Origin of the sequence: Sphingomonas edaphi, from assembly GCF_003583725.1 — a bacterium.
GTDB classification, from domain to species: Bacteria; Pseudomonadota; Alphaproteobacteria; order Sphingomonadales; family Sphingomonadaceae; genus Sphingomicrobium; species Sphingomicrobium edaphi.
Genome location: NZ_QXTF01000001.1, coordinates 746983 through 759750, shown reverse-complemented (window position 1 = coordinate 759750; position 12768 = coordinate 746983). Strand labels below are relative to the sequence as shown.

General features: G+C 62.6%; 14 protein-coding genes. 8 read left to right on the top strand and 6 right to left on the bottom strand.

Going from position 1 to position 12768, the window contains the following annotated elements; all coding sequences use genetic code 11:
- Positions 1 to 6 precede the first annotated feature (6 nt).
- Both der and D3M59_RS03895 read left to right on the top strand, forming a co-directional pair.
- The gene (gene der / locus D3M59_RS03900; protein WP_119531756.1) at positions 7 to 1359 is read left to right on the top strand and encodes a ribosome biogenesis GTPase Der; all 1353 of its coding nucleotides are present in this window, start codon (positions 7 to 9) and stop codon (positions 1357 to 1359) included.
- A 93-nt stretch (positions 1360 to 1452) separates the two neighbouring features.
- Positions 1453 to 1890: an Hpt domain-containing protein gene (locus D3M59_RS03895; protein WP_199662426.1), complete on the top strand. Its 438-nt coding sequence runs from the start codon at positions 1453 to 1455 to the stop codon at positions 1888 to 1890.
- Here D3M59_RS03895 and D3M59_RS03890 read toward each other — a convergent pair.
- From D3M59_RS03890 to D3M59_RS03865, 6 genes are all read right to left on the bottom strand, one after another.
- Positions 1887 to 3158, bottom strand: coding sequence for a DUF418 domain-containing protein (locus D3M59_RS03890; RefSeq protein ID WP_119531754.1), 1272 nt, complete (start codon positions 3156 to 3158; stop codon positions 1887 to 1889). The genes D3M59_RS03895 and D3M59_RS03890 overlap by 4 nt on opposite strands.
- Positions 3159 to 3181: 23 nt before the next feature.
- A complete protein-coding gene (gene bfr, locus D3M59_RS03885) occupies positions 3182 to 3661 on the bottom strand; it encodes a bacterioferritin (RefSeq protein WP_119531752.1) in 480 nt (159 codons plus the stop codon).
- Between the two features lie 334 nt (positions 3662 to 3995).
- Complete coding sequence (locus D3M59_RS03875; protein ID WP_119531748.1) at positions 3996 to 4451, bottom strand: hypothetical protein; 456 nt, start codon at positions 4449 to 4451, stop codon at positions 3996 to 3998.
- 123 nt (positions 4452 to 4574) lie between these two features.
- Positions 4575 to 4745 carry a hypothetical protein gene (locus D3M59_RS12045; protein WP_158581942.1) on the bottom strand — a complete coding sequence of 57 codons (171 nt, stop codon included), beginning with the start codon at positions 4743 to 4745 and terminating at the stop codon, positions 4575 to 4577.
- Between the two features lie 178 nt (positions 4746 to 4923).
- Positions 4924 to 7203, bottom strand: a complete 2280-nt coding sequence (gene purL / locus D3M59_RS03870) for a phosphoribosylformylglycinamidine synthase subunit PurL (RefSeq protein WP_119531746.1) — start codon at positions 7201 to 7203, stop codon at positions 4924 to 4926.
- An 82-nt stretch (positions 7204 to 7285) separates the two neighbouring features.
- On the bottom strand, positions 7286 to 7636 hold the full coding sequence (locus D3M59_RS03865) for a hypothetical protein (protein WP_147416692.1): 351 nt from the start codon (positions 7634 to 7636) through the stop codon (positions 7286 to 7288).
- 80 nt (positions 7637 to 7716) lie between these two features.
- On the opposite strand from D3M59_RS03865, the gene D3M59_RS03860 reads away from it, so the two are divergent.
- The 6 genes from D3M59_RS03860 (at position 7717) to D3M59_RS03835 (ending at position 12766) form a co-directional block, all read left to right on the top strand.
- Positions 7717 to 7974: a hypothetical protein gene (locus D3M59_RS03860; RefSeq protein ID WP_119531742.1), complete on the top strand. Its 258-nt coding sequence runs from the start codon at positions 7717 to 7719 to the stop codon at positions 7972 to 7974.
- The gene (locus tag D3M59_RS03855; RefSeq protein ID WP_119531740.1) at positions 7971 to 8672 is read left to right on the top strand and encodes a motility-associated ABC transporter substrate-binding family protein; all 702 of its coding nucleotides are present in this window, start codon (positions 7971 to 7973) and stop codon (positions 8670 to 8672) included. The genes D3M59_RS03860 and D3M59_RS03855 overlap by 4 nt, the downstream gene beginning before the upstream one ends.
- 278 nt (positions 8673 to 8950) lie before the next feature.
- Positions 8951 to 9436 (top strand): division/cell wall cluster transcriptional repressor MraZ, encoded by a 486-nt coding sequence (locus D3M59_RS03850; RefSeq protein WP_158581941.1) that lies wholly within the window; start codon positions 8951 to 8953, stop codon positions 9434 to 9436.
- Entirely contained in the window at positions 9433 to 10380 is a 948-nt protein-coding gene (rsmH, locus tag D3M59_RS03845) for a 16S rRNA (cytosine(1402)-N(4))-methyltransferase RsmH (protein WP_119531736.1), read from the top strand. Before D3M59_RS03850 ends, rsmH begins: the two co-directional genes overlap by 4 nt.
- A complete protein-coding gene (locus tag D3M59_RS03840; protein ID WP_119531734.1) occupies positions 10377 to 11066 on the top strand; it encodes a hypothetical protein in 690 nt (229 codons plus the stop codon). The genes rsmH and D3M59_RS03840 overlap by 4 nt, the downstream gene beginning before the upstream one ends.
- Positions 11066 to 12766 (top strand): peptidoglycan D,D-transpeptidase FtsI family protein, encoded by a 1701-nt coding sequence (locus D3M59_RS03835; protein ID WP_119531732.1) that lies wholly within the window; start codon positions 11066 to 11068, stop codon positions 12764 to 12766. Before D3M59_RS03840 ends, D3M59_RS03835 begins: the two co-directional genes overlap by 1 nt.
- Positions 12767 to 12768: the final 2 nt, after the last annotated feature.

Here is a 12768-nt window from a genome sequence, read left to right as displayed (position 1 = left end):
GGCGCCATGCCCCTTCCAACAGTCGCCATCGTCGGCCGCCCGAACGTCGGCAAATCGACGCTGTTCAACCGCCTCGTCGGCAAGCGTGTCGCGCTGGTCGATGACCGGCCTGGCGTGACCCGCGACCGGCGCGAAGGCGAAGGCCATTTGCTGGGCTTGGAATTCCGGGTGATGGATACTGCAGGTTTCGAGGACCAAGACCCTCAGAGCCTGCCTGGGCGCATGCGCGCGCAGACTGAGGCCGCAGTTCGCGAGGCGGACGTCGCGTTGTTCCTGATCGACGGGCGGGAGGGCCTGACGCCGCTGGACGAGGAAATCGCCCGCTGGCTGCGCAGCGAGGATACGCCGGTCGTTGTTGCCGCCAACAAGGCGGAAGGCAAGGCCGGCGAGGCGGGCCGGCTTGAAGCCTATGCGCTGGGTTTTGGCGAGCCTTTCGCGCTGTCAGCCGAGCATGGTGAGGGCCTGGTCGACCTATTCGAGGCGATCCGCCCCTTTGTCGAGCGCGATGAGAACGAGGCCGAAGAGGTTGAGGACGAGGAAGGCGGGCCGCTGAAATTGGCCATCGTCGGACGGCCCAACGCGGGCAAGTCGACGCTGGTCAACAAGATGTTGGGTGAAGAGCGGATGATCACGGGCCCCGAAGCCGGAATTACCCGTGACAGCATCAGCATGGACTGGATCTGGCAGGATAAGCCGGTGCGGTTGGTAGATACCGCGGGCCTAAGGAAGCGTGCGAAGGTCGAGGACAAGCTGGAAAAGCTGTCGGTTATGGATACGCGCCGGGCGATCGACCATGCGGAGGTGGTCGTCCTGTTGCTCGACGCGACCCGCGGGTTGGAAGTGCAGGACTTGAAGATCGCGGACCAAGTGCTGGTCGAGGGGCGGGCGCTGGTCATTGCTATCAACAAGTGGGACGTTGCCGAACATGCCTCGTCGCTGTTCAATGGGGTCAAGGCGGCGCTGGAAGAAGGGCTGAGCCAGCTAAAGGGCGTGCCCGTGCTGACCGTGTCTGCGAAGACCGGGAAGGGCATCGACCAGCTGTTGGGCGCGGCGTTCGAAATTCGCGAGAACTGGTCGCGTCGTGTATCGACCGGCGAACTTAACCGCTGGTTCGAGCGGGCAATCGAGGCCAATCCGCCACCTGCGCCTGGCGGCAAGCGGATCAAGCTGCGTTACATCACGCAGGTTAAGAGCCGGCCGCCGAGTTTCGTCATCTTCGGAACGCGCGTCGACCAGTTGCCGAAAAGCTATGAACGCTACCTGCTCAATTCAATGCGGCGGGACCTGAAGCTGGGTCCGGTGCCGCTTCGGCTGACTATGCGCGCGCCGAAAAATCCGTTCGACAACAAGGCCCAATAACACCTCCTTTACCCTTTCAGGGTTAGGAAAGGGCTGTGGAACAGGGCCTAGGTGGAATAGCGCCTAGGTGGAGCGACGCCGAGGAGCGATCAACTGGTGGACGACAGCTCGAACATTGTCGATTGGGTGCATTTCGAGAAAAGCCGTGCCGAGCTGGGCGGAGGCTTCATCCGCATCCTGAGCTATTACCGCGAAGACGGGGCGAAGAGCGTCGCGGCGATCGAGCAGGCGATGCACGAACAGAATACGGTGGCGCTCGTCATTCCGGCCCACACGCTCAAAGGCGAGTCGCGCCAGTTCGGGGCGGAGCCGCTCGCTGCGGTGGCGGAGCTGATCGAGCAAACTGCCCGCTTCTGCATCGAAACACATCGCTTCCCCGACGAGCTGGTTCCCGAAGTAGTCGAGCTTCGCCGGCTGTGGAGCAAGACGATCGAACTGTTCGACCAAGCGACCAACCCGCTGCAAAGCCGTGGGCCGACGGCGGGCGGGTTCGGCCGCAAGGTGACGAACCAGGGCTTCGGGCGGATCTAGGACGAGACCGTTTCGGCGGGCCCGCGCCTGCGGAACGGCTGGGCCCTGCCCCGAGCGAGCGAGCGCCACATCCATTCGAGCGGACCGTAGTGGAACCGCTCCAGCCATGGCTTCGACCATAGAAGCATGAGCACCCAAACCGGCGGGACGAGGAGCCATGCTTCCCAACGCTCGGCGTAGCCATAGTAACCGAGTCCCCACCCATAGAAGACGAATGTCGCGATGAGCGAGGTGCCGAGATAATTGGTGAAGGCGCAGCGCCCGACGGCGGCAAAGCGGAGCGCCAACTGTCCGAGGTTTCGCGTAAGCAGAACGATCAACGCGGCGTATCCCGCCGCCATCAGCACGCGAAACGGTGCGAGCGCGACGACGAAACCGCCAAACACGACGGGCACGTAGAATTTGCTCTGGATATCGGCATAAGCAACTGCGACCGATGCGGCTGCTCCGAGGATCAGGCCGACGAGGGCCCACCTAGCGTAACGGCGGTTCGCCCAGTTGCCGGTCAGGAAGCCCGATTTGTAGCCCGCCATGCCGAACAGCATCAGGCCGAGCGTTTCCGGCCCGAACATGATGGTGCCTTGTACCCAGCTGAACGGCTTCACCAGCAGCCAGTGAAGTGCAATGCCGGTCCATGGGCCGCGGTGGAGGGCGAGATCCTTCGAAATCTCGGCCGCCGTCGGGTACATAAAGGAGGCGAACTCGTTCCATTCGCGGATTGCGCCTTGGGTGGCGCCGGGGGCGTGGGCAGCGTGGTCCCATTCGACGATCTGGTAGATTAGTCCGCCGAAGAACAGCATGCCGAGCAGGTAGAAGAGTGAAGCGAAGATAAGCAGCGGGCGGACCGGCTTGTCGCGAAAGAAATATGCGATGCAGCCGATGATCGCATAATCCTTCAGGATGTCGCCCCACCAGACGAGGTGGTAGTGCAGCCAGCCGATGGTGAAGAGTACCGCCATCCGCGAGAAGTGCAGCTTTTCCGGTGACTGACCTTTGGCTTCCGCCCGCTGGATGACAAGCAGCATCGAGGCCCCGAACAGCATCGAAAAAAGGCTGCGCATCTTTCCATCGATGAAGATCAGGTTGACGACCCACAGCGCAAGGTTGGCGCCCTCCGCGCCGCCATATGCGGGGGGATTGAAATAGGCGGCCTCTATCATCGCGAAGGCGGTGATGTTGACCGAGAAGATGCCCATCACCGCAATGCCGCGAATGATGTCGAGCGTGACGATGCGCTTCGACGCTTCGCCCGACGCTAAAGTCGCCATGGCCGTGCCCCCTTAGGGGCAGCCTACTCCCCGGCGGCTACCGATTGAAGCTGGATATAATTGTGGATTCCCATGCGGTCGATCATTTCGAACTGCTGTTCCAGATGGTCGATATGCTCCTCTTCGGAAGCGAGGATTTTCGAGAAGAGGTCTCGGGTGGGAAAATCGCGCACGCTTTCGCAATGGGCGACCGCGCCCTTCAATTGCTCGACTGCCTCGATCTCCAACTCGAGGTCGGCTTTTAAGATTTCCTCGACATTCTCGCCGATGCGAAGGCGGCCGAGCGCCTGGAAGTTCGGCAGGCCGTCAAGGAATAGCACGCGTTCCGACAGTTCGTCGGCATGCTTCATCTCGTCGATGGACTCATGTTTCTCGAAATCTGCGAGTTTGTGGACGCCCCAATTGTCGAGCAGCCGGTAGTGCAGCCAATATTGGTTGACCGCCGTCAGTTCATTCTTGAGCGCTTCGTTGAGCAGTTCGATAACCCGGGGATCGCCCTTCATGTCCGGTCTCCTTGTGCCAAACCGGAATACGACGGAGGTCCGCCGAAGTGAAGAAAAAATTGGCAGATTTTAGGGAAAAATAATGCGACTTAGTCGCAGTTAAGCGGCTTTGGCCGACACACGGAGCATCGCGATGCGTTCCTCTTCCACCATCTCGTCCGCATGGCAGAGGCAGGTCCCGCATTGCGGCTCGAACCCCATCGAACGATAAGCGCATTCTCCTGTCGGCGCGCCACAGCGGGCCGCCTTGCGGATGTCGGCTTCACGAATCGCGTTACAGGAGCAAACGATCATGGTGATCGATCTATCCGATAATGCGAACCATTCGCAAGTATTATTTCGTGACGGCGCGGGCGCGAAGGTTGCGGGCAGCGATAACTGCGATGGGAATGCCGACCAGAACGACATGCGCGAACAATTGCGTGGCGATCGAAGTCGGCCGCGGCGAGACTGGGGCGCCGAAGCGCAGCGGAACAACGATCAAGTTCATGATGAGGTATGTCAGCACCCCGTATGCGATGCCGGCGCGAACCGGCATGTCCGCAAGGAATGTCCGGGACCGTGCGAACCAAGCATAGGCGCCGGCCATAATCGCCATCAGTGCATAGTGGACTAGGACGCCGAGCGCCGATCCTGCAGATCCCATCTCAGCGGCTGGCGGGTAGGGGCCGGACGCAACATAGCGAAGCATCCCCGTTGGATCGCGGCCGTAGAACAGCGTCACGGCGATTGCGAAGATGATGTCGAGCGTTCCAGCCAAAATCGTCGCCAGGCCGATGGTTCGAAGCATATCCCGCCTTTCCCTTTTGACGGCGCGGAGGCTGGCAGGCGGGACGGCGAAGTCAAGCCGGACGGCTGCCGCCGCGGATCGACAGCTTGAGGGCCGACCAAGCCCGCTCGATCGCGCAGAACCTCACGTGGACCCAGTCAATCGTGGAAGGACGGCAGCGCGGATCCGGTCCTCGGTGATGTCGGTGTTGGGCTTCGATAGCTTCTTGGGCTTGCTGATCCAGATGAAGCCGGAAGGTCTTATCAGCGTGCGGAGTACAGCCAGTTTGGGATTAAGGTCGGCCCGGCGAGCCATGAAGAGATGGGGTGGCATCGAGCCCGGGCTCCGGAATGCGCAGCCAATCGGGCTGTTCAGCGATGGTGCGCTCGATGGCGGGGCGGATCGGGTCTGGCTACCGTCTACCAAGACGCATCCCTTGGTAATATCCGAGTTTCTTACCACGCGGCGTGTCCGAATAGCCTGCCGCAATCGGCTAGAGTTCGCCCTGCATCAGCGCGGGAAAGAAGCCTTCGTGCGCGTTACGTAGATCGGCAAGGGGGACTTCCCCCGCTGTCGCGACGTCCGAATTGCCCAAATAAATCGTGTCGCCACCGGTCCATCCCAAGAAGCAGGTGCCGATCCCCATTTCCCTACCCAATTTTCCGACAATGTCGTGATCAAGCGCTTCGGTTACGATGTAGCGTCCCTGAGTTTCGCCGAAAAACGACCATGCGTGGCGCACCTTCTCCTGATCGACCTTGTCTTCGAACGCCTCGACCATGAGCCGAGCGCCGATATTGCCGGCCAGCGCCATCTCGGTGACCGCAACGAGAATTCCCCCATCCGACACGTCATGGACGGCCGTGACATAGCCCTCGTCGATCAGCATTCGGACAAACTCGCCGTTGCGGCGCTCAGCTTTCAGGTCGACGCGGGGGGGAAGCCCGTCGCGGCGACCGTGACAGACATCGAGCCACAACGACCGGCCGATCTCCGGGTCAGCATCGGGGTTAGCGCCGATCAAATGAATCTTCTGCGCGCCGCCCTTGAACGCGACCGTTGCGCTCTTTGCCCAGTTTTGGAGCAAGCCTACCCCCCCGATGGCGGGCGTTGGGAGGATGGCGCTGCCACCTCCGGTCGCCTTGCTTTCGTTGTAGAGCGAGACGTTACCGGAGACGATCGGGAAGTCTAGCGCGCGGCAGGCGTCGCCCATGCCGCGTAGCGCTTCGACGAACTGGGCCATGATTTCGGGGCGCTGGGGATTGCCGAAATTGAGGCAATTTGTCACCGCGAGCGGCTTCGCGCCAACCGCGCAGAGGTTGCGATAAGCCTCGGCGATCGCCTGCTTCCCGCCTTCGAAAGGGTCAGCATAGACGTAGCGAGGAGTGCAATCCGTCGTGATCGCCAGTGCCTTGTCGGTGCCGTGAACGCGGACGACCGCTGCGTCGCCGCCGGGCCGCTGCACGGTGTCGCCGCCAACCTGACTGTCATACTGCTCCCAGATCCAGCGGCGACTGGCTAGATTGGGCGAGGCCATCAGCGTCAAGAGGTCGGCTGCGATGTCCGTGCTTTCGGGGGCGTCCTGAAGCGGCTTCACTTGTGCCCACGCCTTATAGTCATCAAGGCTGAGATGAGGACGGTCGTATTCGGGTGCGTCGTCGGCAAGCGGGCCGAGCGGAATGTCGCACACGACTTCGCCGTTGAATTCGAGGACCATGCGGCCGGTGTCGGTCACTTCGCCGATCACCGCGAAGTCAAGCTCCCATTTGCGGAAGATGGCTTCGGCCTCGGCCTCGCGGCCCGGCTTCAGCACCATCAGCATCCGTTCCTGGGATTCTGACAGCATCATTTCGTAAGGGGTCATACCCTCTTCGCGGCACGGCACCCTGTTCATGTCGAGGCGGATGCCGGCGCCGCCTTTGCTCGCCATTTCGACCGAGGAACTGGTGAGGCCTGCGGCGCCCATGTCCTGGATGGCAACGATGGCGTCGGTCGCCATCAATTCGAGGCACGCCTCGATGAGCAGCTTTTCGGTAAAGGGGTCGCCGACCTGAACGGTCGGACGCTTCTCGTCGCTGTTCTCGTCGAAGTCGGCGCTTGCCATGGTCGCGCCGTGGATACCGTCGCGGCCGGTCTTGGAGCCGACGTACACGATGGGATTGCCGATGCCGGTCGCGGCCGAATAGAAAATCTTGTCGGTCCCGGCGATGCCGACGGTCATGGCGTTGACTAGGATGTTGCCGTCGTAGGCCGGGTCGAAATTGACCTCACCGCCGACGGTGGGAACGCCCACGCAATTGCCGTAGCCGCCAATGCCGCTGACCACGCCGGCGATGAGGTGACGCATCTTCGGGTGATCGGGCCGACCGAAGCGGAGAGCGTTCATGTTGGCCACCGGGCGTGCGCCCATGGTGAAGACGTCGCGCAGGATTCCGCCGACCCCGGTAGCCGCGCCCTGATAGGGCTCGATGTAGCTGGGGTGGTTATGGCTCTCCATCTTGAAGATCGCTGCCTGTCCGTCGCCGATATCGATGACGCCCGCATTTTCGCCGGGACCGCAAATGACCCAAGGGGCCACGGTGGGCAACTTCTTCAGGTGAAAGCGCGAGCTTTTGTAGCTGCAATGCTCCGACCACATCACCGAGAAAATGCCGAGTTCGACCAAGTTCGGTTCGCGGCCCAGGGCATGAAGGACACGCTCATACTCTTCTGGCGAAAAGCCGTGGTCGGCGACGATCTGCTGGGTAATGGCGGGGGCTTCGGCGACGGTCATGCGCGCGCACTAGCGTTGCAATGGGCAAAGAAAAACCCCCGGCGGTTTCGACCGGGGGTTTCAAGAACGGGAATTGCCCGGGTCAGGCGTGGCAGCTCTGCCCGTTAAACGTTACAGACGCGCTCTTCGCATCGCCAGTCAGCGGCGACGCGATGCCTTCCGCGGGAGCCGCAACCTCGGTGCCGGCTTCGGCCTTATCCTTCTTCACGCGGGCGCTGCCGTCGCTGTACCAGTCGATGTAAAGCAGGCTGTTGTCCTTGCAGCGATAGGTTTTCGACGCCGCAATGGCTGGCGGAAGTTGGACCGGTGCCGCATTGGCAAGCTGGTCCGCCATCGGATCGGGCCGCTCGCCGGCGACGATATTTTCGGGCTGGGTGTTGCAGGCGGCAAGCGCCGCCGCACCCAAGACGATCAGGGAAAGGTTGCGAATCATAACCCTTATTTCGCAATCGCAGCACGGTTCGTAAAGCGCTTCGCGTTGCATTGGTCGGTTCCCACGCATACGTTGGTCGAATGAACCGCGCCGAACGGGATGAACGGACACAGCGTATCCGCATCGGCCTGACCGGCCTTGCTTTCGTCTTTCTGCTGGTGCTCCTGGGCACAGCGATCAGCCGGTCGAGCGAAGACCCGACCGCGCCGCCTCCACAGCAGAATGTCCAAGCCGGCGAGCCCAATGAGCCGCTGGCCGAAATTGGCGCCGCGCCGGGGACGACGGGATCGAACTCCGCGGCGAGCGAACAGGCGCCGAATCCCGTCCAACCCGAATGACGCCCAAGGCGCTTGGAATCGGCGGCGCCGTGCTGCTGCTGCTGGCCGCGGTTGCGGTTGCAGCCCTGGCGGGGCGCGACGACCATGGGGTAAGGGACGATCGGCCGGTGCTAGCGCTCCTGACCAGCTTGCCCCTAGTTTTCAGCGAGAACTTCGGCCTCGAAGGCGGCTCGCCGACTCTAAGCCGATTGCAGGAGCGTTATGAGGTCGTGCCGATCGCGGTGGCCGACGCTGCCAGCCTGAAGGGCAAGCGATACCTCTTGATGGCGCATCCGCGCGCACAACCGGCCGAGGTGCTGGTCGAACTGGACCGTTGGGTGCGACAGGGGGGCAAGGTCTTGCTGCTGGCAGACCCCCGGCTGGAGTGGGAAAGCGCGCGGCCAATCGGTGATCCGCTTCGCCCGCCGCCAGCCTTCGCCGATACGGGGCTGTTGGCGCACTGGGGCGTAAGCCTGACCGGGCCGATAGATGGCGCCACTACCGTCGGCAATGGCGACCAATCCGTCAGCACAGCGTCGATTGGCAAACTATCCAGCGCGCGGTGCGAAATGGCGGGGGATGGCTTTGTCGCACGGTGCGACGTCGGCAAGGGCCAGGCAACGATTATCGCCGACGCGGACTTTCTGAACGGCGAAGCGGGCAATCTCGAGCTGCTGACGGATGAGCTCGACCGGCTCGAAACCGCGCCCTCACGCTGATTCCCGCGCAGTTTGCCAACATGGTTATCCACAGGGTTGTCCCGCAAGAACAGGCGCGGAACAAATAGTTAAGAGATCATGAAAAACCGTTGAAAATCCGCCAGACGGCATGAAAACCCATGAATTGGCATCAAAACCCATTGTAACCCACGGTTGGTTGAGTTACCAACATCGGCTGTAGCGTGGGGCAAACCCAATTGAGTCGAGTGTGCCGCGGAATGCGCGAAAAATCGTGCGTCCGCGAACGGGGGAGCTTTGCGCGCCGAACGAGGTGGGACGTGGCGCTAGAGCATCTGTTTCAGGGCAGTGCTTTGAACGCGGTAGACGCGAAGGGTCGCGTTTCCGTGCCCGCCTTCCTGCGCACGGTGATTGAGCGGCGGGGTGACGCCCGCAGCATCGTCCTAGCCAAGCACGATAGTTTCCCAGCTCTTAGCGCCTATGATCCCGCCTACGCGGCGCTGAAGCATGCGAAGATCGAACGGCTCTTGGAAAAGCAGGAAACCGATCCGGCCTCCGAACTTGACTATGCCCGCCGCACGATGATGGCCTTCGGCGCTACCGAAGAGGTTCCCTACGACAGTAGCGGCCGCATCGTCCTGCCCGCCATGATGCGCCGGAAGGGCCAGCTGGACGATCTCGCGCTGTTCATCGGCGTCGGTGAAACCTTCCAAATCTGGAACCCGAAACTGTTTCTGGCCGACCCGAACATCCCGGAAGACATGAAGGATATCGCCCGCTTCCGGATAGAGGAGCGCGGGATGTGAGCAATGACGCACCTCATATCCCGGTCCTCATCAACGAGGTTGTCGTGGGTCTCGCCGTCGTCCCCGGCGAGACCCTAGTCGACGGCACGTTCGGAGCTGGCGGCTATACTAAGGCCCTGCTCGGGGCGGGGGCGGGACGGGTGATCGGCTTCGATCGCGATCCCGACGCGATCGCCAATGGCCCCTCACTCGTCCCGGATCCTCGGCTGACGCTGGTCAACGAACGCTTCAGTCAAATGGACCGTGCGCTGGCGGACCGCGGCCTGCTGCCCGTTGACGGCATAGCGCTCGATATCGGTGTTTCGTCCATGCAGCTCGACCAGGCCGACCGCGGCTTTTCCTTCCAGAAAGACGGTCCGCTCGATATGCGCATGAGCCAGTCGGGCGAAACCGCCGCTGATTTTCTCAACCATGCCGAAGAGGGCGATATTGCCCGCGTCCTCAAGGAATATGGTGAGGAGCCGCGTGCCCGCGCGGTTGCGCGCGCCATCGTCGCTGCAAGGCCGTTGACCCGGACGGCCGAGCTTGCGGCGGTGGTGCGACGCGCCCTCGGTTACCGGCAGGGCCAGAAGAGCGACCCTGCAACTCGCACCTTCCAAGCCATTCGCATTCACTTAAATGCCGAGCTGGAGGAGTTGGAGCAGGGGCTGCGCGCCGCCGAACGTTCGCTCCGTCCGGGCGGCCGGCTGGCCGTCGTTACCTTTCACAGCCTGGAGGACCGAATAGTGAAGCGGTTCCTGAAGGCCCGTAGCGGGGCGACGCCCGCCGGATCGCGGCATCGCCCGCTCGCCGCCGCCGGTCCCGCCCCCTCATTCGAACAAGTCGCCAAGCCGGTCTCTCCTTCCGAGGCCGAGCTGGCTCGCAACCCGCGCGCGCGCTCGGCCCGGCTCCGTACGGCGGTCCGCACCGATGCGCCCGCGTGGGACCAGGAGAAGGCAGCATGAGCGCGCGGGGATTTGCACCGGTATTCTGGGCCGGCACCGTCGCGGCGGCCGCACTGGGTTTCTACTTGGTGTCGCTGCGCGTTGCCTCCGAGCGGGCGGCGCTTGAGGATGTTGAGACCGAGATTGCCATGGCGCAGCGCGACATCCGGCTGCTACAGACCGAGATTGGCACTCGCGGCCGCCTTGCGCAGTTGGAGCGCTGGAACGTACGCTTCATCCGTCTGTCGGCACCGACCGCCGACCAGTTCGTCGAGGGCGGATTCCAACTGGCAACGCTGGTCAAGCCGGAAGCGAAGCCCGCGATCGCTGCACCAGTCATCCTCGCCTCCGCGCCGGTCGAGCAGGATGCGCCGCAGTCCAAGCTGACGGGTGAGGCGCCCACATCAGCGCCGGCGTCGCGCTCCGTCAGCGAAATGGTGCATGTAGCAAGTTATTCGGTGCCGGATAAAACACCGGCAGTAACGCAAAGGCTCGCAATCAAGCCGGGAGCACCAGTTGCGAAGCCGGCTGCCGGGGCCTCCAGGCCGCCCAAGGCGCTGGCTGCGACGAAGTCAGTCAAAACCGCGACGGCCGATCCGCTCGCTCCCTTGCAAACGGCCAAGCCCAAGGCCAAAGGCAGCTCGCCCAAGGCAGCTTCTGGCGCCGGCAGCCCCAAAGCCAAACCCAAGGACAGCGTAACCGACTGATGAACGCCCCGACGCCCGCTCTCGTCGCACGGCCCGAGCGGCTCCGTCTCGTCGGACAGCGTCGCCAGATATTGGCGGTGATGCATCAGCGGCTAATGTTCGGCATGCTGGTCTATGCCGGCATCATCGCCATCATCGCGTTGCGGCTCGTCTACCTGGCGGCATTCGGTGACCATGCCGGCCGCAAGGGCGGCGCCCTCGATCTTACTCCGGAACGCGGGGACATCGTCGACCGGGACGGGCAGGCGCTGGCGCGTACGATCGATGCCTGGACTATCGGCCTGCAGCCGGCGAAGGTCATCGGCAACAAGCTCGACCTCGCCCGCAAGCTCGCCGAACTGATGCCGGAGAAGGACGAGGCGGCATATCTCCAGATGCTGCGCTCGGGACGAAACTTCTATTATCTCCGCCGTCGCGCGCCGCCAGGCTTGGTGGCAGCGATCAATTCCCTCGGCGAACCGGGTTTGGCCTTGGAACGTGAGCCTGACCGGCTTTACCCGCAGACCTCGCTTGCCGCGCATGTCATCGGGTACACCGATATCGACGGGAAGGGTAACGCCGGCATCGAGCGGGCGTTCGATCAACAGCTGCTCGATCCCGAACGGCGTGGAGAACCGATCACGCTCAGCATTTCAAGCAAGGTGCAGCAGGCGCTGGAACATGAGCTGGGTGGGGCCATGTCGCACTTCTCCGCGATTGGTGCCGCCGGCGTCATCATGGACATCCACACTGGCGAAGTGCTGGCGATGACGTCCTTGCCGCAATTGAACCCCAACGCCGCCGGGCAAGGGACGCCAGAGGCCCGTTTCAATCGTGCCACGCTCGGCGTTTACGAGCTCGGTTCGACGTTCAAGCCGTTCACGGTCGCAATGGCGATGGATGCGGGGATCGTGAAGTCAATGGGGCAGATGTACAGCTGTCCGCGGCAGCTGCACGTTGCCGGACGGACGATTAACGATACTCATCCCTATGGGCGGGCCTGCTCGGTCGCCGAGATCATGAAGGAAAGCTCGAACATCGGCACCGCGCAGATCGCCGATCAGCTTGGGGCCAAGCGGCAGCGGGAGTTCCTGAAACAGATGGGATTTCTCGACAAGGTGGAAGTCGAGCTCTTGGAGCGCGGCCGCACGCTTTCGCCCGGCGCCAACTGGAACCAGATCGAAACTATGACCGTGGGCTATGGACACGGTATCGCGGTCACGCCGCTTCACCTTGCCAGCGGTTACGCGACCTTGTTCAACGGTGGAATATACCGGCCAGCAACCTTGCTTAAAGTTGACCGCAATCATCCGGCGGGCAAAGGGCGCCGTGTGTTCAGCGAGGACACCAGCTACAAGATGCGGTCCTTGCTGCGGCTTGTCGTAACCGACGGTACTGGAAAGAAGGCCGATGCACCGGGTTATCGGGTTGGCGGCAAAACCGGCACTGCGGAAAAATATCATAACAGGTCGTTGAAGGTGACGAGTTTTGCGGGGGTTTTCCCGATGGACGAGCCGCGCTTCGTGATGGTGATGATGCTGGACGAGCCCAAGGCGACAGCGGAGACCTTCGGGTTCAGCACGGCTGGCTGGAACATCGCGCCAGCGTTCGGCCGGACAGTGGCCCGGATCGCACCGATGCTTGGCGTGCGCCCCGATAAGCGCCGCGAACCCAACATGGCCGAGGTCCTGCCCTACGTCCAAAAAGAAAAGGGGCATTGATC